This is a genomic window from Nonomuraea glycinis (genome assembly GCF_035920485.1).
GTDB classification, from domain to species: Bacteria; Actinomycetota; Actinomycetes; order Streptosporangiales; family Streptosporangiaceae; genus Nonomuraea; species Nonomuraea glycinis.
Genome location: NZ_CP109166.1, coordinates 8,126,923 through 8,147,618 on the forward strand (window position 1 = coordinate 8,126,923; position 20,696 = coordinate 8,147,618).

The following is a 20,696-nucleotide window of genomic DNA, read 5'->3' on the forward strand; positions in this document are numbered from 1 at the left end:
ACCACCCACCCGGCCGCAGGACACCGAACGGAAGCACCCGCGACACCCACCTGACCCGCCACCGAGCACCGTACGGCACCCGACCGGGCGCCGGACGGAGCCGCCCGTGACGCCCCGCCGCCCCGATCGCCCACCGGCCGCAGGACGGGAACGCACGTGACGCCTCACCCCGTCCGGGCGCCGATGTCAGACGTTGAAGTATTTGGCCTCGGGGTGGTGGACGATGAGGGCCGAGGTGGCCTGCTCGGGGTGGAGCTGGAACTCCTCCGACAGGGTGACCCCGATCCGCTCCGGGTCGAGCAGCTGGAAGAGCTGCCGCTGGTCCTCCAGGTTGGGGCAGGCCGGGTAGCCGAAGGAGTAACGGCAGCCCTGGATGTTGACCTTGAGCATGTCGTCGAGCGACTCGTCGCCGCCGATCCCCCACTCCGACCGGGTCCGCGCGTGCCAGTATTCGGCCAGCGCCTCGGTGAGCTGCACCGACAGGCCGTGCAGCTCAAGGTAGTCGCGGTAGGCGTCCTTGGCGAACAGCTCGGCGGTGGCCTCGGAGATCTTGCTGCCCATGGTGGCCACCTGGAAGCCGACCACGTCGACCTCGCCGGTGTCCTTGCCGCGGAAGAAGTCCGACAGGCACAGGTGCCGGTCGCGGCGCTGGCGCGGGAAGGTGAAGCGGGTGCGCTCGTCGCCGGCCTCGTCGAGGATGATGAGCGAGTCGCCGTCGGCGACGCACGGGAAGTAGCCGTAGACGACGGCCGCCTCCAGCAGCCCCTCGGTCTGCATCCGCTGCAGCCACATGCGCAGCCGGGGGCGGCCCTCGCTCTCGACGAGCTCTTCGTAGCCGGGGCCGTCGCCGCCCCTGGTCGGCTTGAGCCCCCACTGGCCCAGGAACAGCGCCCGCTCGTCCAGGAAGGCCGCGTAGTCGTTCAGCGGGATGCCCTTGACGATGCGGTCGCCGTGGAAGGGCGGCCGCGGCACCCGGTTGTCGGCGGCCACGTCGGAGCGGGACGGCAGCTCCTCGACCGGGGTGCGGGTCAGCACGGCGCCGGCCTTGACGCGGCGCTCGCGCAGCGGCGGCAGCTTGGCGCCCTCGACGCCGCGCTTGACGGCCATGAAGGCGTCCATCAGGCGCAGCCCCTCGAAGGCGTCGCGGGCGTAGCGGACCTCGCCGGTGAACACCTCGGCCAGGTCCTGCTCGACGTAGGCGCGGGTGAGGGCGGCGCCGCCGAGCAGCACCGGGTAGTCGGACATGCCCCTGGAGTTCATCTCCTCCAGGTTCTCCTTCATCACGACGGTCGACTTGACCAGCAGGCCGGACATGCCGATGACGTCGGCCTTCTGCTCCTCGGCCGCCTCCAGGATGGTGGACACAGGCTGCTTGATGCCGAGGTTGACCACCTGGTAGCCGTTGTTGGACAGGATGATGTCGACGAGGTTCTTGCCGATGTCGTGCACGTCGCCCTTGACGGTGGCCAGCACGATGCGGCCCTTGGTCTCGCCCTCGACCCGGTCCATGTAGGGCTCCAGGTAGGCGACGGCGGTCTTCATCACCTCGGCCGACTGCAGCACGAACGGCAGCTGCATCTGGCCGGAGCCGAACAGCTCGCCGACCGTCTTCATGCCGTCGAGCAGCACCTCGTTGATGATCTCCAGGGCGGGGCGCTGGGCGAGCGCGTCGTCCAGGTCGGTTTCGAGGCCCTTCTTCTCACCGTCGATGATGCGCCGCTTGAGCCGCTCCCACAGGGGCAGCGCGGCGAGCTCCTCGGCCTTGCCGGCCCGCACCGCCGCCGCGTCGACGCCCTCGAACAGGTCCATGAACCGCTGCAGCGGGTCGTAGCCCTCGCGGCGCCGGTCGTAGACCATGTCGAGCGCGACCTGGCGCTGCTCGTCGGGGATGCGCGCCATCGGGACGATCTTGGAGGCGTGCACGATGGCGGAGTCGAGGCCGGCGTTGACGCACTCGTTGAGGAAGACGGAGTTGAGCACCACGCGGGCGGCCGGGTTGAGGCCGAAGCTGATGTTGGACAGGCCCAGGGTGGTCTGCACCGCCGGGTAGCGGCGCTTGAGCTCGCGGATGGCCTCGATGGTCTCCAGGCCGTCGCGCCTGGTCTCCTCCTGGCCGGTGGCGATGGGGAAGGTGAGGCAGTCGACGATGATGTCCTCGACCCGCATGCCCCAGTTGCCGATGAGGTCCTCGATGAGGCGGGAGGCGACGCGCACCTTCCAGTCGGCGGTGCGGGCCTGGCCCTCCTCGTCGATGGTCAGCGCGACGACGGCGGCGCCGTGCTCGCGTACGAGCCTCATGATCTTCTGGAACCGGGAGTCGGGGCCGGCGCCGTCCTCGTAGTTGACGGAGTTGACGACCGCGCGCCCGCCGAGCATCTCCAGCCCGGCCCGCAGGACCTCGGGCTCGGTCGAGTCCAGCATGATCGGCAGCGTGGAGGCGGTGGCCAGGCGGAAGGCCAGCTCCTTCATGTCGGCGACGCCGTCGCGGCCGACGTAGTCGATGCACAGGTCGAGCATGTGGGCGCCGTCGCGGGCCTGGTCGCGCGCGGTCTCCACGCAGTCGTCCCAGCGGCCCTCCAGCATGGCCGACTTGAACGCCTTGGAGCCGTTGGTGTTGCAGCGCTCGCCGATCGCCAGGTAGGAGGTGTCCTGGCGGAACGGGATGGTCTGGTAGAGGGAGGACGCGCCGGGCTCCGGGTGCGGGCGGCGGACCACGGGCTGCCGCTCACGCACCCGCTCGACCACGTGGCGCATGTGCTCGGGGGTGGTGCCGCAGCAGCCGCCGACCAGGGACAGGCCGTAGTCGCGGGTGAAGGTGTCGTGCGCGCCGGCCAGCTCCTCGGCGCTGAGCGGGTAGTAGGCGCCGTCGGAGGTCAGCACCGGCAGGCCGGCGTTGGGCATGCACGACAGCTTCAGGCGCGAGTGGCGGGCGAGGTAGCGCAGGTGCTCGCTCATCTCGGTGGGGCCGGTGGCGCAGTTGAGGCCGAGCACGTCGACGCCGAGCGGCTCGATCGCGGTGAGCGCGGCGCCGATCTCGGAGCCGAGCAGCATCGCGCCGTTGGTCTCGATCGTCACCTGGGCGATGATCGGCACGTCCCGGCCGGCCGCCTCGATGGCCCGCTTGGCGCCGATGACGGCGGCCTTGACCTGGAGGAGGTCCTGGCAGGTCTCGATGATGAGCGCGTCGGCGCCGCCCGCGATCAGGCCGGCGGCGTTGTCGCGGTAGGCGTCCCGCAGGCTCTGGTAGGGCAGGTGGCCGAGGGTGGGCAGCTTGGTGCCGGGGCCCATCGAGCCGAGCACGTAGCGGGGCTGCTCCGGCGTGGCCCAGTGGTCGGCCCGCTCGCGCGCGATCCGCGCGCCCGCCTCGGAGTATTCGAAGACCTTGGCGCCGATGTCGTATTCCGCCAGGGCGGCCAGGTTGGCGCCGAAGGTGTTGGTCTCCACGCAGTCGACGCCCACCGCGAAGTAGGCGTCGTGGACGCCCTGCACGATGTCGGGCCGCGTGACGTTGAGCACTTCGTTGCAGCCCTCGTGGCCTTCGAAGTCGTCGAGCGTCGGGTCCTGGGCCTGAAGCATCGTCCCCATCGCGCCGTCGGCGACGATCACGCGCTGGGACAATACTTCACGGAAGGACGTGGGCAGGCTCATGCGGCAAGCTTATCGGCTGCCCCGAGGCCATCCGGCGACGCCCGCTACGCCGCCGGGGCCGGGTGTGCGCGGATCGCGGTCACCACGTGACACGAGTACCACCTCACCGCATAGGCTTAGCGTGATGGTTGAGACAGGAGGCGACACGTGATCGAGCTCGAAGGGCTCCCCGAGCTCGTCGACCCGGTGCTCATTGCCGCATTCGAGGGGTGGAACGACGCGGGCGAGGCCTCGAGCGGTGTGATCGCCCATCTCGAGTCCGCCTGGAAGGCCGAGCCGCTGGCCCAGCTCGACCCGGACGACTACTACGACTTCCAGGTCACCCGTCCGCTCGTGGAGATGGGCGAGGGCCTGACGCGGTCGATCATCTGGCCGACCACGCGGCTGCTCCACGCCCGCCCGCCGGGTGTCGAGCGGGACGTGGTGCTGCTGCGCGGCATCGAGCCCAACATGCGGTGGCGGTCGTTCTGCGCCGACATCGTGGCGGTCTGCCGTGAGCTGGGCGTCGAGTTCGCGGTGATGCTGGGCGCGCTGCTCAACGACTCGCCGCACACCCGCCCGGTGCCGATCCTGGGCAGTGCCACCGACGAGGCCCTGGCGCGTTCGACCCATCTGGAGCTCAGCCGTTACGAGGGCCCGACGGGCATCGTGGGGGTGCTGCAGCACGCCTTCGGCGAGGCCGATCTCGATGCCATCACGCTGTGGGCGTCGGTGCCGCACTATGTGGCCCAGCCGCCCAACCCCAAGGCCACGCTGGCGCTGCTGCGCCGGATGGAGGATCTGCTGGAGATCCCGATGCCGCTGGGCGAGCTGGACGAGGAGGCTCGCGCGTGGGAGCTGGGGGTGGACGAGCTGGCCTCACAGGACACCGAGGTGGCCGAGTACGTCAAGGAGCTGGAGGAGCGCAAGGACGCCGCCGAGCTGCCCGAGGCCAGTGGCGACGCGATCGCCGCCGAGTTCGAGCGCTACCTGAGGCGCCGGGACCGCGACACCGACGGCTGACCTGGCAAATACCCAAAGGCAGCAATTGGGTTCATACTTAGGTTTTACGTGTCTGCGCACGTTAGGCGGATCATGTCGACTTCCCCCGGTGACCCGCACCACACCAGCCAGGACACCAGGCGACGCGTGCTCCAGATGGCCGTCCCGCTCAGGGAGAACCGCGTCGACGGCTCGGTCGACCACTTCCTCGCCCTGCTCCAGGACCGGCTCCCGCTCTGGATGCGGATTCTCAACGAGCTGACGCACCGCGCCGGCAAGGGCCGGGTGCCGGACAATCTGGTCCCGGTGGCGCGGGCGGGCATCGACTACTACCTGGACGTGCAGTCGGCGGCGCTGCCCGCGTTCACCTCCCCCTCGGTCCGGGTCCGCTTCCGGCAGGCGCTCAGGGACAACGGTCTCGGTCCACCGACGGAGGTCAGGCCGCTGGCCGCCTACCTGACGGCCGAGCAGCGGCTCGGCCGGGTCGTGCCACGGGTGGATCCGGAGGCGAGCGCCCGGCTGCTGCTGGCGGGCTGCTTCCACCATGCCTACATCGAGATGTTCGTGGGCGCCGACGCGGGCCCCACGCGCGACGCGGGCGCCGAGGAGATCGTCCGCGAACTGCGCCTGGAGCCCGTTCCCGGCTAGAAGACCGGCTTAGGGACCGGCCTGGGGACTGGGTAAAGGACCGGCTTGGAGATCGGTGGGGAGTGGGCTAGGAGATGAGTCTGGTGGCGAGTCGCCTGGCCTGGTCGTAGCGGTGCCAGACCAGGGCCGCCACGTCGGGGTCGGCGCCGAGGGGGGCGCTGACCAGGTCGGCGCCCGCCGCGGCCAGGCGGGAGTGGAAGTGGCCGGGCGCCAGCAGGTAGGAGGCGACGGCCACCCGGGTGGCCGGTCCCGAGCGCAGCCGGTCCATGGCCTCCTCCAGGGTCGGCGTGCCCGCCGAGGCGAACGCGGCCGTGACCGGCCGGGCCAGGCGTAGGGCGAGCAGGTGCGCGGCGGCGCGTACGTCGTCCAGCCCGGCCGGGTCGGAGGAGCCCGCGGCGCCCAGAATGACGGCGTCGGTGGGGCGCAGGCCCGAGCGTGCCAGCGCACGGGCCAGCGCTGCTGTGAGGAGCCGGTGCGGTCCGAGCTTGGGGGCGATGAGCGCGTCGGGGCGGTGCTCGGCGATGATCTCCGGCAGGTCGATGTGGACGTGGTAACCGCCCGCGAGCAGCAGCGGGACCACGACGACCGGCCCGGGGACGGCGGGCAGCACCTGCGCCAGCAGCGGTGAGCTGATCTCCAGGTAGCTCAGCTCGACGCGGTGCCCGGGGCGGTCCCGCCTGACGGCTTCGGCCAGCGCGGCCAGGGTCCGCTCCCCCTGCTCACTCCTGGTGCCGTGGGCGGCCAGCACGAGGGTAGGCGTCACGGGGTGGCCTCGTAGCCGTAGGCGCAGGCCAGGCGGTAGCCGCGTTTGACGACCGTCTCGACGATCCCGGAGGCGCCGAGGGCGCGGCGCAGGCGGGTGATGGCCATCTCGACGGCGTGCTCGGCGGTGTCCCTGGCGAGGCTGCCGGGCAGCACCGTACGCAGGTCGGCGCGGGACACGACGTGGCCGGGCTTGTCGGCCAGGCGTTTGAGCACCGACATCGGGGCGGGCGGGAGCGGGCGGAGCTCGCCGTCGACCACCACGGCGTGGCCGCGGATCTCCAGCTGGTGCCCGCCCGCGTCCAGGCGGGTGACGGAGTGCTCGGGTAGGTGCCGGGCCAGCGCCCGCGCCAGGGCGCCGAGCCGGGCGCGGTCGGGCTGGAGCGTGGGCACGCCGCGCGCGTCCAGCGGGGCGGCCGTGACCGGGCCGACGCAGGCGGCCACCACGGACCCGGAGAAGGCGGCGACCAGCGCGTCCTCCACGCCTTCTGCGCGGGCCGCGCCGAGCATGGCGTGGACGGCGGGCGCGCTGGTGAAGGCGACCGCGTCGACCGCGCCCGAGATGGTCTGGGTGATCAGGCGGCGCAGCGGTGACGGGTCGCGGTACGGCAGCCACCGGTAGACCGGGATCTCGATCACCTCGGCCCCCGCCTCCCGCAGGGCGGCGACGAACTCGGTCAGCGGCTCGCCGTGCAGCTGCACCGCGATGCGGCGGCCACGCAGGTCCTGGGCGAGGAGATACTGCTTGACCTCCTCGCACGATTCGGTGGCGGGGGTCCAGTGGTCGGTCAGCCCGGCGGCGCGCACGGCTCCCCTCGCCTTGGGCCCGCGGGCGAGCAGGCGGGCCCCGGCCAGGTGGTCGGCCAGGTCGCCGGACAGGCCCCAGCCTTCGGCCGCCGCCATCCAGCCGCGAAAGCCCACGCCTGTGGTGATCACCACGTCGTCGACGGGGCGTTCCAGGCTGTGCCGGGTGGCGGCGAGCAGGTCGGTGTCCTCGGCGAGCGGCACCAGCCGGATCGCCGGGGCGCTCAGCACGCGGGCGCCACGGCGTTCGAGCAGCGCGCCGAACTCCTCTCGCCGCCTGGTGGCGGTGACGCCGACGGTGAAGCCCGCCAGGGCGTCCGGCGCGGTCTCCGGTGAGGAGGCGGCGCCCTCGATGGGATGCGCGCTCATGCGAACTCCTCGTCATGGGGGATGCCTGGCCGGGCCCCGAGCACTCGGCCAGGCATCACAGGCACGTGAGCCGGTGGTGAGATCACGCACCCGATAGTGCGTTCGGGGGGTTTCCGGGTTGGGTCCCTTCTGTTACCGCTGTGCTACAAGCCAGATCCCGCATGGTTGGCGAGCCCTTCCGGCGGGAAACCACTCCGGTGTCCGGCGGATGATCGATCGGGGAGTCGCGGGTGACAGAGCCCATCCGAAGGTTCGACGATCCGGTGCTGCGCGCTGTCGCGGCGCCGGTGCGGGAATTCGATCGCGAGCTGCGCAGGCTGGTCAAGTCGCTGACGCTGACGATGCGCGCCGGCGCGGGCCGGGCCGGGCTGGCCGCACCCCAGCTGGGGGTGCCGCTGCGGGTGCTGGTCTACTCCTTCGACGGCGCGTCCGGCCATCTGGTCAATCCGCGGCTGGAGCTGTCGCCGAGGCGGATCACGGCCGATGAGGCGTGCCTGTCGGCGCCGGGTGTGTGGTGGCCCCTGGAACGTTCCTACATGGTCACGGCGCGTGGCCGGGACATGTTCGGCAAGTCCGTGACCGTGCGCGCGCTGGGCGTGCTGGCCAGGGTGCTGCAGCACGAGGTCGACCATCTCGACGGCGTGCTGTTCAGCGACCACCTCGAAGCGAGCGAGCGGGAGCGTTTCCTGGCGGTGGCATTGCCCTCGGAATGAGGGACCGGCGCTGTTCGGGATCGGTTCCGCCCCAGACGCCGTGGGTCTGGCCGCTGCTGACGGCGTAGTCCAGGCAGGGCCGGCGCACCGGGCAGCCCCGGCACACGGCCTTGGCGCGTTCGACCTGAGAGTGGCCGGCGCCCTGCAGCGAGATCGGAAAGAAGAGCTCTGGGTCCAGGTCGAGGCAGGCGGCGCTGCGCGACCATTCCAGCTTCATCACCATGGTCCGCGCCTACCCAGGCGTCCTGGGGTCATACCTCTTCGAGCAGGTGGTCCCAGTCGTCGAGGAATCTGGCGAGCCCGTATCGGGCCAGCGCGGCGGCCCGCGCGGCTTTGCCCGCCTGGGACGCGCGCTCGGGGTCGGACATGAAATCCGTCAGCGCCCGTACCAGCACGTCGGTCCTGGTGGACAGGACGCCGGCCTCGGCCGGCACCGCCTCGACGGCCTCGGTGGCGGCCAGCGCGACCACGGGCATGCCGAGCGTCATCGCCTCGATGAGCGCCAGCCCGAGCGAGGTCCACCGGTAGGGGTGCAGGTAGGCGCGCCGCCTGGCGAGCTCGGCGTGCATGCGGGCCTGCGGCAGATCCTCGTAGGTGCCGTACGGCAGGCCCTCGACCCGCATGCCGAACACGTCGAGCGGCACATGGGCGGCGAAGCGGGGCAGCAGGTCGGTGCCGGCGACGCGGGTGCGCCTGACGGGCTCGTTCACCACGACGCCGGCTCGGGCCAGCTCGCCGGTGTAGAGGTGGCCGGGGTCGGGGATGCCGTGCTCGATCACCCGGGTGGGCGCCCGGCCGTTGTCCCAGAACAGCTCGTTGAAGTGGGTCACGTGCACCAGGGGGATGTCGGTACGCCCGGCGAGGGGGTGCCGGGTGCGGGGCACGTCGCCGCCGGGGGTGTTGTGCTCGACGTAGACGCCGGGCAGGTCGCGGCCGAGCCACTGGCGGGCCAGCTCCAGTTCGTGCGGCCGCTGGTAGACGACCAGGTCGAGGGGTTCGTCGCGGAGCCGGTCCCAGGGCACCTCGCGGGCGGTGACCGGCCAGTCGTAGGTGGCGGCCCGGCCCCGGCCGTCGGGTCCCCGGCCGGGGACGAGGGGCAGCGTGTAGTCGTGGCGGCCGCGTACGAACGAGGTGGTCCACGAGCCGTGGACGTGCCACAGCAGGATTCTCACCAGCGGTTCCAGCCGGTCGTCCGGGACCAGGTGGTGGAGGGTCCCACGGTCGTCCCCACGGTGACGGGGGTGGCGGTGACGGTGCCGGTCAGCATCCGGTCGACGGCGTCGAGCAGGTCGTCGGCCACCTCGGGGGCGCGCCCCACCTCCTCGCGCAGCGTCTGCGGGGTGGGCACCAGGATGCCGCGCGCGCCGGCGGCCCTGGCGGCGTCCATGTCGCGGCCGATGTCGCCCACCACGACGCAGTCGCGCGGGCTCACGTCGAGCACGGCCGCGGCTCTGATCACCAGTCCGGGCGCGGGTTTACGGCAGGTGCAGCCGTCGTTGTCGTCGTGCACGCAGATGGCCCAGGCGTCGAACGGCCCGAGCAACTGCTCGACCCTGGCGTTCACCTGCTCCATCTCGTCCGCCGTCAGCAGGCCCTTGGCGACGCCGGACTGGTTGGTCACGACCGCCACCGGCACGTCGGCCTGCCGCAGCCTGCCCAGCGCCTCCTGCGCGCCCGGCATGACCTCCACGCGCGCCGGATCGCCGTTGTAGGGGACATCCCTGATCAGGGTTCCGTCCCTGTCGAAGAGTACGGCTCCGGGACGTCGTTGTTCGAACACCATTCACCTCCGGCTCACGTCTTCGCCAGCTACCCGGAGGGCCACCCGGCAAACAACGCTACTCTCCGTGACCAACCCCAGGCGGTTCAGCCTGTTTTCGCACCTCAGGGGATGCCTCAGTGTTTGAGAGCCGCTTCTCTCGGTAGCGGTTCTCCATTCCTCAGGGGGAGGGGACCGATGAGATTTCTCGGCATCAACGCGATCTTCCACGACCCGGCCGCCGCTCTGGTGGCCGACGGAAAGGTGGTCGCCGCCGCGGAGGAGGAGCGCTTCAGCCGGCGCAAGCACGGCAAGCGGCCGCTGCCGTTCTCCGCCTGGGAGCTGCCGGAGCAAGCGGCCGCCTGGTGCCTGCGGGAGGCGGGGATCGGGCCCGAGGACCTCGACGCGGTGGCCTACTCCTACGATCCGGCCCTGGTCCGCCAGCGCCCCGACGGCGACTGGGAGGATCTGCGCACCAGGTACGCGGTGCGCGCGCCGCTGTTCCTGTCCACGGCGCTGCCCGGCCTCGACCCGGCGCGGGTGCGGTTCGTGCCGCACCACGTGGCGCACGCCGCCTCGGCGGGGCTGGCCTCGCCGTGGCGCGACTGCGCGGTGCTGGTGTGCGACGGCCGCGGCGAGGACGTCTCCCACCTGGCCGGCCGCTACCGCGACGGCGAGCTGGAGGTGCTCGCCGCGCAGCGGCTGCCGCACTCGCTCGGTCTCATGTACGAGGACGTGACCGAGCATCTGGGCTTCCTGCGCTCCTGCGACGAGTACAAGGTGATGGCGCTGGCCTCCTACGGCCGCCCCCGGCATCTGGACGCGCTGCGCGAGCTGATCCGCACCACGGGCGACGGCGGCTTCCACGTCGCGGCCATCGACTGGAACGGCTACGCCAAGGCGCTGGCCAGAGGCGAGCCGTGGACCGCCGACCACGCCGATCTGGCCGCCAGCGTGCAGGTCCGGCTGGAGGAGGTGCTGCTGGAGCTGGTCGGCTGGCTGCACGAGCGCACCGGGGAGCGCCGGCTGGCGCTGGCGGGCGGGGTGGCGCTGAACTGCGTGGCCAACACCCGGCTGCTGGCCGAGGGCCCGTTCGACGAGGTGTGGGTGCAGCCGGCCGCCGGCGACTCCGGCACCGCGCTCGGCGGCGCGCTGCACCTGGCGCAGGCCCACGGCGAGCCCGCCGCCCCCATGCCGGGCGCGGCGCTCGGCCGCGGTTTCACCGACGAGGAGCTCGGCGCCTGGCTGGACGTGGCCAGGGTGCCGCACTCCCGGCCCACCGACCTGGCCGCCGCCGTGGCCGCCGAGCTGGCGGCCGACCGGATCGTCGCCTGGTTCCAGGGCAGGTCGGAGTACGGCCCGCGGGCGCTGGGCAACCGGTCGCTGCTGGCCCACCCCGGGCACGCCCGCAACACCGAACGGCTCAACGACGTCAAGGGGCGCGAGCAGTTCAGGCCGATCGCGCCGATGGTGCTGGAGTCGCGGGCCGCCGAGATCTTCGGCCGGGGCCCGACGCCCTCGCCGTACATGCTGTTCGTGCACGAGGTGCGGCCGTCGTGGTGCGCGCGGATCCCCGCGGTGGTGCACGTGGACGGCACCGCCCGCGTGCAGACGGTCTCCCCCGCCGCCCAGCCGCTGCTCGCCCGCATGCTCGCGGAGTTCGAGTCGCGCACCGGGCTGCCGGTGGTGGTCAACACGAGCCTCAACACCGCCGGGCGGCCCATGGTGGACGACCCGCGGGACGCGCTCGAATGCTTCGGCTCCTCCCCGGTGGAGGTGCTCGCCCTGGGGCCGTACCTGGTGCGGCGCGGGGAGGTGTTCGCCCGGTGATCACCGTCGTGATCCCGACGATCGGCCGCCCTTGCCTGCGGGCCACGCTGGCCGCGCTCGGGCCGGACGTGCCGGCCGTCGTGGTGGACGACCGCCCGGACGGCGCCGCGCCGCTGGAGGTGCCGGAGCATGTACGGGTCGTCCGCACCGGCGGTCGCGGGCCCGCCGCGGCGCGCAACGCCGGCTGGCGGGCGACCGGCACGCCGTGGGTGGCCTTCCTGGACGACGACGTGGTGCCAGGGGACGGCTGGGCGCGGGCCGCGTTTCAGGACCTGGCCGGTCTGGCCGACGACGTGGCGGGCAGTCAGGGGCGCATCGTGGTGCCGCTCCCCCGCGACCGCCGCCCCACCGACGCCGAGCGCCACACCGCCGGGCTGGCCGGCGCGAACTGGCCGACCGCCGACATGGCCTACCGCCGGGCGGCGCTGGAGCGGGTCGGCGGGTTCGACGAGGGCTTCCCGCGCGCCTACCGGGAGGACGCCGACCTGGCGCTGCGGATGTTCGAGGCGGGCTATCGGCTCGTCAAGGGGGCCCGGGTGACGGTTCACCCGGTGCGGGCGGACGGGTTCTGGTCGAGCGTGCGGTTCCAGCGGGGCAACGCGGACGACGCCCGCCTGCGCCGCCGCTTCGGGCCGGGCTGGCGGGAGGCCATCGGCGGCGGCCCCACCCGGCTGCGCCGCCACGCGCTCACCACCGCCCTCGGCGTCACCGCCCTCGCCACCTACGCCCTTACGAGGCTCATGCCCGGCACAGCACCACCCCGTGGGCGCGCGCTGGGCGCCGGACCGGCCCCAGCGCCGCTCGTAGGGGCGGTTCCGGTCTCCAGGCCGGTCTCCAGGCCGGTCGTCGGGGCGGTGCTGGGGGTGGTGGCCGCTGCTGGGTGGGTCGGGCTCACCGCGGAGTTCGTGTGGGCCAGAGTGGCGCCCGGTCCCCGGACTCCCCGGGAGGTGCTGCGGATGGTGGTCACCAGCGTGGTGATCCCGCCGGTCGCCTGCGCGCACCGGCTTCGGGGGGAATGGAGGGCACGGCGATGAACGGTCGCTTGGGGGTGCTGTCGCGGGCCAGACCGGCGGCGGGTGAGGCGGCCGCCCGGCGGCGACCCCGCCGGGAGCGGGTCCTCGTGGCCCGGCTCGACGACGCCGGGGACGTGCTGCTGGCCGGGCCCGCCGTACGGGCCGTACGGGAAGGCGCGCGTGAGGTGGTGATGCTGGCGGGCCCGAACGGCAGGGCGGCCGCCGAGTTGCTGCCCGGCGTGGACCGGGTGATCGAGTGGCGGGCCCCGTGGATCGACGGCGACCCCCCGCCGGTGGACCTCGGCCAGGTCACCGAGCTGGTCCGGCGGCTCGGCGGGATCGGCGAGGCGCTGATCCTCACCTCCTTCCACCAGTCGGCCCTCCCGCTGGCGCTGCTGCTGCGGCTGGCCGGGGTACGGCGGATCGCCGCGATCAGCAACGACTACCCGGGCTCCCTGCTGGACGTGCGCCACGTCGTGGACGAGAGCGTCGACGTGCCCGAGGCGGAGCGGATGCTGGCGCTCGCCCGCGCCGCCGGATTCGAGCTGCCACCCGGCGACGACGGCCGACTCGCAGTTCGCAGGCCACTTCCGGATATCGGCCCCGTTCTGGGGAAGTCCCTGGGCGTCGGCGGCGCTGCCGACGCAGGCGCGTATGTCGTGGTACACCCAGGGACTTCTGCCCCCGCCAGGACCTGGCCGGCCGACAGGCACCGGCAGGCCGTGCGGGAGCTGGTAGAGGACGGCCATCGGGTCGTCGTCACCGGCAAGGAACGTGAGCTCACCGCCTTCGTCGCCCACGGGGTCGCCGTCGACCTGGGCGGCAGGACGACGCTGGGCCAGCTGGCCGCCGTGATCGAACGCGCCGGCGTGCTCGTGGCCGGCAACACCGGCCCCGCGCACCTGGCGGCGGCTGTCGGCACCCCCGTCGTGAGCCTGTTCGCGCCGGTCGTCCCCGCCGCGCGGTGGGCCCCGTACCGCGTGCCGACGGTGTTGCTCGGTGACCAGCATGCCCCCTGCCGGCTGAGCAGGGCGCGCACCTGCCCGGTCGCCGGGCACCCGTGCCTGTCGGAGGTGACCGGTGAGCAGGTGGTCAAGGCAGTGAGGGAGCTGACGCAGTGAAGATCGATCTCGTCTCCGAGCACGCGGATCCGCTGGCCACGATCGGCGGCGTCGACTCAGGCGGCCAGAACGTGTACGTGGCCAAGCTGGCCGCCGCGCTGGGCGCCCGCGGGCACACGGTGGTCGTGCACACCCGGCGCTCCGATCCGATGCGGCCCGCCACGGTGCGGCTCGCGCCGCGCGTCACGGTCGCCTACGTCCCGGCCGGTCCGGCCACGCCGCTGCCGAAGGACGAGCTCCCGCCGTACATGCCGGAGTTCACCGAGCGGCTGGCCGACCGCTGGGCCCGGCGGCGGCCGGACATCGTGCACGCGCACTTCTGGATGAGCGGCCAGGCGGCGCTGCGGGCCGCGCAGACGTTGCCGGTGGGGGTGCCGGTGGTGCAGACCTTCCACGCGCTCGGCGCGGTGAAGCGGCGCTGGCAGGGCGACGCCGACACCAGCCCGGCGCACCGGATCGAGACCGAGCGCGAGATCGGCAGGCGGGCGGACGCGGTGCTGGCCACCTGCGGCGACGAGGTGGATGAGCTGCGCGCCATGGGCGTGCCCGAGCAGCGCATCGCGGTCGTGCCGTGCGGCGTCGACGTGGACATGTTCCGCCCGGAGGGGCCGGTCGCGCCGCGCACCGGCGGGCCGATGGTGCTCAGCATCGGCCGCCTGGTGCCGCGCAAGGGCGTGGACACGGTGATCGCGGCCCTGCGGCAGCTGCCGGACGCCGAGCTGGTGATCGCGGGCGGCCGGGCCGACGACGAGGAGGCCGTACGGCTGCGGGAGCTGGCGGCCGGCTACGGGCTCGGCCACCGGGTGCACGTGATCGGCAGTGTGCCGCGCGAGCAGGTGCCGCCGCTGATGCGCGCGGCCGACGTGCTGGTCACGGTGCCGTGGTACGAGCCGTTCGGCCTGGTCCCCGTGGAGGCGATGGCGTGCGGCGTGCCGGTCGTGGCGTCGGCGGTCGGCGGGCATCTGGACACGGTGGCGGGCTGCGGTCTGCTGGTGCCGCCGCGCCGGCCCCGAGCGCTCGCCAGGGCGCTGAGGGAGGTCCTCGAGCATCCGGACCGGCGGCGGGCGCTCGGCGCGGCCGGGGCGCGGCGCGCTCGTGAGAGGTACGGCTGGCCGCGGGTCGCCGAACAGACCGAGACCGTGTACACGCAGGTCATCGACGGGCAACTGGGCCGTCTGACCGCTCTGGGGGGTTAGCCATGGACACGCATCTGCGCAAGCTCCGCGCCGCCCTGACCCAGGTCGACGTCCACGCGGTCACGGTTCGCGCCTGGGGAGGAAAGCTCGCGGGCGTGCTGTCGGCCGGAGGCAGGCTGCTGGCCTGCGGCAACGGCGGCTCGGCGGCGGAGGCCCAGCATCTGACGGCCGAGCTGGTCGGCAGGTTCCGGGCCGACAGGCCGCCGTACGCGGCGATCCCGCTGCACGCCGACAGCTCCTCGATGACCGCGATCGCCAACGACTTCGGCGCCGAGGAGGTCTACGCCAGGCAGGTGCGCGCCCACGGCCGCCCCGGTGACGTGCTGGTGTGCCTGTCGACGAGCGGCGTCAGCGCCAACGTGCTCGCCGCCGCCCGCGCGGCCCAGGAGCACGGCATCCTCGCGTGGGCGCTGACCGGCCCGGCGCCGAACCCGCTGGCCGGCCTCTGCGACGAGACGGTCGCCGTGCCCGCCGACGACGCGGCGACCGTACAGGAAGTGCATCTGGCGATGATCCACATGCTCTGCGACGCGGTCGAGGAGGCGCTGTGACGGGTCAGCGGCGGAGCGCGGACCTCCGCCACGGCGCCCCGGGCAGGGGCCGGCCCGTACTGGGGCCGCTCGTGGTCATCGGCGACACGCTGCTGGATGTGGACGTCGAGGGGGACACCGACAGGCTCTGCCCGGACGCGCCCGTCCCGGTGGTGGACGTCGCCGCCGAGCACGCCCGCCCCGGCGGCGCGGGCCTGGCGGCGCTGCTCGCCGCCCGCGACGGCGCCGAGGTGGTGCTGATCACCGCGATCGGCGACGACCCGGCCGGCCGCCGCCTGTGCGGCCTGCTGTCGGACGAGCTGGATCTGGTACGGCTCCCGCTGCGCGGCGGCACCGTGCACAAGACCAGGATCAGGGCCAGGGGGCAGACACTGCTGCGCCTGGACACCGGCGACGGCACCGTCGGCCAGGCCCCCGAGCACGCCAAGGCGGCCGAGGCGGTGGCCAGGGCCGGTGCGGTGCTGGTCGCCGACTACGGCAGAGGCGTCGCCCGGCTGGCGCGCGCGCTGCTGCCCGGCCGCGGCGTGCCGATCGTCTGGGACCCGCACCCCCGAGGCGACCGGCCCGTGGCCGGGTGCACGCTGCTGACGCCGAGCGAGGCGGAGGCCGAGCTGCTCTGCCCCGCCCCCTACCCCGGCCCCGACCGGGCGGCCCGCCGCCTGGTGCGGGAGCTGCGGGCCGGGGCGGTGGCCGTCACGCTGGGCACCCGCGGCGCGGCGCTGGCGCTGGCCGACGGCTCGCTCACCCAGATCCCCGCCCCCGTACAGGCCGGCGGCCAGGACGTGTGCGGAGCCGGCGACCGGCTGGCGAGCGCCGCGGCGCTGGCGCTGCGCGCCGGGGCGACCGTGCGGGAGGCGGTCACCCTCGGGGTGGGCGAGGCCTCCCGCTTCGTCCAGCGCGGCGGCGCCGCCGCGGTCCGCGTCCAGGAGCAGCAGCTCGGCGACCGGCCGCGCAGCGCGGTCGAGGTGGCCGAGCTGACCCGGGCCTCCGGCGGCCGGCTGATCGCCACCGGGGGCTGTTTCGACCTGCTGCACGCCGGGCACGTCAGCCTGCTACGGCGGGCCCGGGCGCTGGGCGACGCACTGGTCGTCTGCGTCAACTCCGACGACTCGGTCCGCAGGCTCAAGGGCCGCAGCAGACCGGTCGTGGACGCCCTCGACCGGGTCGAGGTGCTGCGCGCGCTGAGCTGCGTGGACGCGGTACTGGTGTTCGACGAGGACACCCCCGCCCGCGCGATCGAGCTGCTCCGCCCCGACGTGTGGGTGAAGGGCGGCGACTACGCGGGCGGAAAGCTGCCCGAAACCGAGGTCCTGGACCGGCTGGGCGCGCACACGGTCGTGCTGAGCCTGCTGCCGGGACGTTCGACCACCAATGTGATCAGGGAGATCCGATGAACGTTCTCATCACCGGCGGCGCCTCCGGGCTCGGCCTGGCCACCGCCGAGGCCGTCGAGAAGGAGGGCTGGCGGCCGCTGGTCGTCGACGTGCGCGCCGGCGACCAGCGCTTCGAGCACGTCACCGCCGACCTGGCCGACCGGGGCCAGGCCGAGCGGGCGGTGCGGGAGCTGGCCGAGCGGGCCGGCGGCCTCGACGCCGTGGTCACCGCGGCGGGCATCGACGCGTGCGGCCGGCTGGAGGACGTGCCCGCCGACGACTGGGAACGGGTGATCCAGGTGAACCTGCTGGGCACGGCCGCGGTCGTACGGGCGGCGCTGCCGTACCTGAAACGGACCCGCGGCCGGGTCGTCACCTGCGCGTCCACGCTGGGCCTGCGCCCGCTGAGCGACGCCTCCGCCTACAGCGCGTCCAAGTTCGGCGTCGTCGGGTTCACCAGGGCGCTGGCGGTGGAGCTGCGCGGTGAGGTGGGGGTGACCCTGCTGGTGCCCGGCGGCATGCGCACCGCCTTCTTCGACGGCCGGGCCGAACAGTACAGGCCGGGCCCGGAAGCGGGCCTGAACGACCCCGCCGACGTCGCCGCGACCGTGGTGTTCGCGCTCGGCCGGCCCGTCGGCTGCGAGATCAGGGAGCTCGTCATCTGCCCGGACACGGAGACGTCATGGCCCTAGAGCTGCTGGCGCTGCGCGGGCTGGGGCTGGGCGACCTGCTCACGGCCGTTCCGGCGCTGCGCGCGCTGCGCCAGGCCTTTCCCGAGCACCGGGTCACGCTCGCCTGCCCGGCCGGCCTGGACGCGCTGCTGCCGTTGATCGGCGCGGTGGACGACCGCCTCGACGTGTCGGGGCCGGGTCCGGTGCCGTTCGAGCGGCCCGACCTCGCGGTCAACCTGCACGGCAAGGGCCCGCAGAGCATCGACGCGCTGCGCCGTACCGGACCCGGCACGCTGATCAGCCACGGCGTGGGGCCGCCGTGGCGGGACGGCGTGCACGAGGTGCGGCGCTGGTGCGACCTGCTGGAGTGGTACGGCATCGCCACCGACCCGGAAGACCTGACCCTGGGCATCTCGGACAGGACGGGACCGGTGATCGTGCATCCCGGCGCCGCCTTCCCGGCCCGCCGCTGGCCGCCGGAGCGCTTCGCCGCGGTCGCCTCGGTACTGGACGACGTGGTCGTCACCGGCAACGCCGAGGAGGTGGGGCTGGCCCGGCGGGTGGCCGAGCTGGCCGGGCTGCCGGACGAGCGGATGCTGGCCGGTCGCACCGACCTCGCCCGGCTGATCGAGCTGGTCAGCCGGGCCCGGCTGGTCGTCTGCGGCGACACCGGCGTCGCGCACCTGGCCACCGCGTTCTGCGTGCCGTCGGTGGTGCTGTTCGGGCCGGTGTCACCGGCGCTGTGGGGGCCGCCACCTGGCTGGCGGCACGTGGCCCTGTGGGCGGGCCGCAAGGGGGACCCGCACGGGGCCCGGATCGATCCGGGCCTGCTGAAGATCGAAGTTTCCGAAGTCGTCGATGCCGCTATGGAGGTAACGTCATGAAGGCGCTTGTCACCGGCGGAGCCGGGTTCCTCGGCTCCCACCTGTGCGAGCGGCTGCTGGCAGAGGGGGCGGACGTGGTCTGCATGGACAGCTTCCTCACCGGTGGCCCGCGCAATGTGGAGCATCTGATCGACCGGCCGTCGTTCCGCATCATCGAGTGCGACCTGACGGGGTATGTCCACGTGCCCGACCGGCTGGATCTCGTGCTGCACTTCGCCTCGGCCGCCTCGCCGGCCGACTACCTGCGCTACCCGATCGAGACGCTGCGCGTCGGCAGCGTCGGCACGCTGCACGCGCTCGGCCTGGCCAGGGAGAAGGGCGCCAGGTTCGTCCTCGCCTCGACCAGCGAGGTGTACGGCGACCCGCTGGAGCATCCGCAGCGCGAGACGTACTGGGGCAACGTCAACCCGGTCGGCCCGCGCAGCGTCTACGACGAGGCCAAGCGCTTCGCCGAGTCGCTGACCACGGCCTACCGGCACTCGCGCCGCACCGACACCGGCATCGTGCGGATCTTCAACACCTACGGGCCCCGGATGCGGCCCTTCGACGGCCGGGCCATCCCGACCTTCATCCGGCAGGCCCTGCTCGGCGAGCCGATCACCGTCACCGGCGACGGCTCGCAGACCCGCTCGATCTGCTACGTCGACGACACCGTGCAGGGGATCATGGCCATGGCCGGGAGCGGCTTCGACGGCCCGGTGAACATCGGCAACCCGGACGAGCTCACCATGCTGGAACTGGCCAGGATGATCAAGGAGTTGAGCGGGTCGTCGTCGCCGATCGAGTTCATCGACCGGCCGACCGACGATCCCCGGGTGCGCAGGCCCGACACCACGCTGGCCGCCGAGCGGCTGGGCTGGCAGGCTCGGGTGCCCGCGCGGGAGGGGCTGCGCAGGACCATCGAGTGGTTCGCGACGGAGCTGAAGGGCTACCGCCGGCTGACCGCGGCACCCGCCTGACACCCCGCGCTCTCACCGCCCGGCCGGCCGCGGGACCCGCCTGACCCCGCGCTCTCACCGCCCAGCCGGCCGCGGGACCGCCTGACCCCGCGCCCGCGGCGCCCGCCGGACACCCCGCCCGCGCCGCCGGCTGGACCTCGGTCCAGCCGGTGGGTGCGGGCGCGCCTCTTCGGGCCGGCGCCGGCCGGTCAGAGCTTCAGGCCGAGGAGCGCGTCGGCCAGGTCGCGGACCAGGCCGGGCGCCGAGGCGTCCGTGCCCTGGCCGGCCGTCGCCCGCGCCGCCCAGGCGTCGATCGCGGCCAGCGCGCCGGGCGCGTCCAGGTCGTCGGCCAGCCGCTCGCGGACCCCGGCCAGCAGCTCGTCCGCGGGCGGGGCGGCGGCGAGCGCCGTCGCCGCCCGCCAGCGCTCCAGCCGGGCCTCGGCCGCGGTGAGCTGGTCGGGGGTGTAGGCCCAGTCCTCGCGGTAGTGGTGGGCGAGCAGGACGAGCCGGACGGCCATCGGGTCGTGCTCGGCCCGCAGTTTGGAGACGAACACCAGGTTGCCCTTGGACTTCGACATCTTCTCGCCGTCGAGCGCCACCATGCCCGCGTGCGTGTAGAACTTGGCGAACGGCCACTCCCCCGTGGCGGCGTGCCCCTCGGACGCGCCGCACTCGTGGTGCGGGAAGATCAGGTCGGTGCCGCCGCCGGCCACGTCGAAGCCGGCGCCCAGGTTGTCCAGGGCGATCGCGGTGCACTCGACGTGCCAGCCGGGCCGGCCCCTGCCGAGCGGGGAGTCCCACGCGGGCTCGCCGGGCCGCTCGGCCCGCCAGAGCAGCCAGTCGAGCGGGTGCCGCTTGCCGGGCTTGTCGGGGTCGCCGCCGCGCTCGCCGAACAGGGTCAGCATCGTCTGCTCGTCGTAGCCGGACACCTGCCCGTACTTGGGGGCGTCGGCGACGCTGAAGTAGACGTCGCCGTCGAGGGTGTAGGTGACGCCCTTGGCCGCCAGCTCGGTGATGAGCCCGGCCACCCGGTCGATGACCTCGGTGACGCCGACGTACTCGCGGGGCGGCAGGATGCGCAGCGCCTCCATGTCCGTGCGGAACAGCTCGATCTCCCGCTCGGCCAGGCTCTGCCAGGCGACGCCGGTCTGCTCGGCCCGCTCCAGCAGCGGATCGTCGACGTCGGTGGCGTTCTGCGTGTAGTGGACCTCGTGGCCCGCGTCCCGCCACAGGCGGCCGACCAGGTCGAAGGCGAGGTAGGTGTTGGCGTGGCCCAGGTGGGTGGCGTCGTAGGGGGTGATCCCGCACACGTACATCGTCGCGACCGGCCCGGGATCGCTCTGCCGCACCTGGCGGGCCGCCGTGTCGTAGAGCCGCAGCGGGACGCTCACGCCGGGCAGTGGGGGGACGTTGGGGGCGGACCACGATCTCATGT

The 20,696-nt window shown here is 73.6% G+C and carries 19 protein-coding genes; 12 read left to right on the plus strand and 7 right to left on the minus strand.

Translation table 11 applies throughout. The features are described 5' to 3' along the window. Window positions 1-186: 186 nt before the first annotated feature. Window positions 187-3,648: a methionine synthase gene (gene metH / locus OHA68_RS38190; protein ID WP_327104607.1), complete on the minus strand. Its 3,462-nt coding sequence runs from the start codon at window positions 3,646-3,648 to the stop codon at window positions 187-189. A 147-nt stretch (window positions 3,649-3,795) separates the two neighbouring features. On the opposite strand from metH, the gene OHA68_RS38195 reads away from it, so the two are divergent. Together OHA68_RS38195 and OHA68_RS38200 are read left to right on the plus strand one after the other, a co-directional pair. Further along, window positions 3,796-4,650 carry a PAC2 family protein gene (locus OHA68_RS38195; protein WP_189140497.1) on the plus strand — a complete coding sequence of 285 codons (855 nt, stop codon included), beginning with the start codon at window positions 3,796-3,798 and terminating at the stop codon, window positions 4,648-4,650. A gap of 72 nt (window positions 4,651-4,722) precedes the next feature. After that, the gene (locus tag OHA68_RS38200; protein WP_189140496.1) at window positions 4,723-5,277 is read left to right on the plus strand and encodes a hypothetical protein; all 555 of its coding nucleotides are present in this window, start codon (window positions 4,723-4,725) and stop codon (window positions 5,275-5,277) included. 67 nt (window positions 5,278-5,344) lie between these two features. Here OHA68_RS38200 and OHA68_RS38205 read toward each other — a convergent pair whose 3' ends face one another. Beyond that, window positions 5,345-6,040: a sirohydrochlorin chelatase gene (locus OHA68_RS38205; protein ID WP_327104608.1), complete on the minus strand. Its 696-nt coding sequence runs from the start codon at window positions 6,038-6,040 to the stop codon at window positions 5,345-5,347. Further along, complete coding sequence (locus OHA68_RS38210; RefSeq protein WP_327104609.1) at window positions 6,037-7,212, minus strand: uroporphyrinogen-III synthase; 1,176 nt, start codon at window positions 7,210-7,212, stop codon at window positions 6,037-6,039. Before OHA68_RS38210 ends, OHA68_RS38205 begins: the two co-directional genes overlap by 4 nt. Before the next feature lie 230 nt (window positions 7,213-7,442). On the opposite strand from OHA68_RS38210, the gene OHA68_RS38215 reads away from it, so the two are divergent. Then, on the plus strand, window positions 7,443-7,925 hold the full coding sequence (locus tag OHA68_RS38215) for a peptide deformylase (protein ID WP_327104610.1): 483 nt from the start codon (window positions 7,443-7,445) through the stop codon (window positions 7,923-7,925). Here OHA68_RS38215 and OHA68_RS38220 read toward each other — a convergent pair. The 3 genes from OHA68_RS38220 to OHA68_RS38230 are packed head-to-tail and all read right to left on the minus strand — an operon-like array spanning window position 7,861 to window position 9,708. Beyond that, complete coding sequence (locus OHA68_RS38220) at window positions 7,861-8,148, minus strand: WhiB family transcriptional regulator (protein ID WP_327104611.1); 288 nt, start codon at window positions 8,146-8,148, stop codon at window positions 7,861-7,863. The genes OHA68_RS38215 and OHA68_RS38220 overlap by 65 nt on opposite strands. A 28-nt stretch (window positions 8,149-8,176) precedes the next feature. Then, a complete protein-coding gene (locus OHA68_RS38225) occupies window positions 8,177-9,097 on the minus strand; it encodes a glycosyltransferase (protein ID WP_327104612.1) in 921 nt (306 codons plus the stop codon). Further along, complete coding sequence (locus tag OHA68_RS38230; RefSeq protein WP_327104613.1) at window positions 9,094-9,708, minus strand: D-glycero-alpha-D-manno-heptose-1,7-bisphosphate 7-phosphatase; 615 nt, start codon at window positions 9,706-9,708, stop codon at window positions 9,094-9,096. Before OHA68_RS38230 ends, OHA68_RS38225 begins: the two co-directional genes overlap by 4 nt. Window positions 9,709-9,882: 174 nt before the next feature. On the opposite strand from OHA68_RS38230, the gene OHA68_RS38235 reads away from it, so the two are divergent. The 9 genes from OHA68_RS38235 to OHA68_RS38275 are packed head-to-tail and all read left to right on the plus strand — an operon-like array spanning window position 9,883 to window position 19,282. Next, window positions 9,883-11,514 (plus strand): carbamoyltransferase family protein, encoded by a 1,632-nt coding sequence (locus OHA68_RS38235; RefSeq protein ID WP_189140489.1) that lies wholly within the window; start codon window positions 9,883-9,885, stop codon window positions 11,512-11,514. Beyond that, on the plus strand, window positions 11,511-12,548 hold the full coding sequence (locus OHA68_RS38240; protein ID WP_327104614.1) for a glycosyltransferase family 2 protein: 1,038 nt from the start codon (window positions 11,511-11,513) through the stop codon (window positions 12,546-12,548). Before OHA68_RS38235 ends, OHA68_RS38240 begins: the two co-directional genes overlap by 4 nt. Further along, window positions 12,545-13,648, plus strand: a complete 1,104-nt coding sequence (locus OHA68_RS38245) for a glycosyltransferase family 9 protein (RefSeq protein WP_327104615.1) — start codon at window positions 12,545-12,547, stop codon at window positions 13,646-13,648. Before OHA68_RS38240 ends, OHA68_RS38245 begins: the two co-directional genes overlap by 4 nt. Then, a complete protein-coding gene (locus OHA68_RS38250) occupies window positions 13,645-14,844 on the plus strand; it encodes a glycosyltransferase (protein WP_327104616.1) in 1,200 nt (399 codons plus the stop codon). The genes OHA68_RS38245 and OHA68_RS38250 overlap by 4 nt, the downstream gene beginning before the upstream one ends. A gap of 2 nt (window positions 14,845-14,846) precedes the next feature. Next, complete coding sequence (locus tag OHA68_RS38255) at window positions 14,847-15,395, plus strand: D-sedoheptulose-7-phosphate isomerase (RefSeq protein ID WP_327104617.1); 549 nt, start codon at window positions 14,847-14,849, stop codon at window positions 15,393-15,395. Next, window positions 15,392-16,789: a PfkB family carbohydrate kinase gene (locus OHA68_RS38260; protein ID WP_327104618.1), complete on the plus strand. Its 1,398-nt coding sequence runs from the start codon at window positions 15,392-15,394 to the stop codon at window positions 16,787-16,789. Before OHA68_RS38255 ends, OHA68_RS38260 begins: the two co-directional genes overlap by 4 nt. Next, window positions 16,786-17,460: an SDR family oxidoreductase gene (locus OHA68_RS38265; RefSeq protein ID WP_189140484.1), complete on the plus strand. Its 675-nt coding sequence runs from the start codon at window positions 16,786-16,788 to the stop codon at window positions 17,458-17,460. Before OHA68_RS38260 ends, OHA68_RS38265 begins: the two co-directional genes overlap by 4 nt. Then, window positions 17,451-18,323, plus strand: coding sequence for a glycosyltransferase family 9 protein (locus OHA68_RS38270; protein ID WP_189140483.1), 873 nt, complete (start codon window positions 17,451-17,453; stop codon window positions 18,321-18,323). Before OHA68_RS38265 ends, OHA68_RS38270 begins: the two co-directional genes overlap by 10 nt. Beyond that, on the plus strand, window positions 18,320-19,282 hold the full coding sequence (locus tag OHA68_RS38275; protein ID WP_327104619.1) for a UDP-glucuronic acid decarboxylase family protein: 963 nt from the start codon (window positions 18,320-18,322) through the stop codon (window positions 19,280-19,282). The genes OHA68_RS38270 and OHA68_RS38275 overlap by 4 nt, the downstream gene beginning before the upstream one ends. Before the next feature lie 188 nt (window positions 19,283-19,470). Here OHA68_RS38275 and mshC read toward each other — a convergent pair whose 3' ends face one another. Beyond that, the gene (mshC, locus tag OHA68_RS38280; protein WP_327104620.1) at window positions 19,471-20,694 is read right to left on the minus strand and encodes a cysteine--1-D-myo-inosityl 2-amino-2-deoxy-alpha-D-glucopyranoside ligase; all 1,224 of its coding nucleotides are present in this window, start codon (window positions 20,692-20,694) and stop codon (window positions 19,471-19,473) included. Window positions 20,695-20,696 lie beyond the last annotated feature (2 nt).

What these genes read in the sequence shown, in the direction of transcription:
- metH (WP_327104607.1), bottom strand. Translation starts at nt 3,648, where the DNA reads ATGAGCCTGCCCACGTCCTTCCGTGAAGTATTGTCCCAGCGCGTGATC.
- OHA68_RS38245 (WP_327104615.1), top strand. Translation starts at nt 12,545, where the DNA reads ATGAACGGTCGCTTGGGGGTGCTGTCGCGGGCCAGACCGGCGGCGGGT.
- OHA68_RS38265 (WP_189140484.1), top strand. Translation starts at nt 16,786, where the DNA reads ATGAACGTTCTCATCACCGGCGGCGCCTCCGGGCTCGGCCTGGCCACC.
- mshC (WP_327104620.1), bottom strand. Translation starts at nt 20,694, where the DNA reads ATGAGATCGTGGTCCGCCCCCAACGTCCCCCCACTGCCCGGCGTGAGC.
- OHA68_RS38210 (WP_327104609.1), bottom strand. Translation starts at nt 7,212, where the DNA reads ATGAGCGCGCATCCCATCGAGGGCGCCGCCTCCTCACCGGAGACCGCG.
- OHA68_RS38235 (WP_189140489.1), top strand. Translation starts at nt 9,883, where the DNA reads ATGAGATTTCTCGGCATCAACGCGATCTTCCACGACCCGGCCGCCGCT.
- OHA68_RS38275 (WP_327104619.1), top strand. Translation starts at nt 18,320, where the DNA reads ATGAAGGCGCTTGTCACCGGCGGAGCCGGGTTCCTCGGCTCCCACCTG.
- OHA68_RS38270 (WP_189140483.1), top strand. Translation starts at nt 17,451, where the DNA reads ATGGCCCTAGAGCTGCTGGCGCTGCGCGGGCTGGGGCTGGGCGACCTG.
- OHA68_RS38200 (WP_189140496.1), top strand. Translation starts at nt 4,723, where the DNA reads ATGTCGACTTCCCCCGGTGACCCGCACCACACCAGCCAGGACACCAGG.
- OHA68_RS38255 (WP_327104617.1), top strand. Translation starts at nt 14,847, where the DNA reads ATGGACACGCATCTGCGCAAGCTCCGCGCCGCCCTGACCCAGGTCGAC.
- OHA68_RS38230 (WP_327104613.1), bottom strand. Translation starts at nt 9,708, where the DNA reads ATGGTGTTCGAACAACGACGTCCCGGAGCCGTACTCTTCGACAGGGAC.
- OHA68_RS38220 (WP_327104611.1), bottom strand. Translation starts at nt 8,148, where the DNA reads ATGGTGATGAAGCTGGAATGGTCGCGCAGCGCCGCCTGCCTCGACCTG.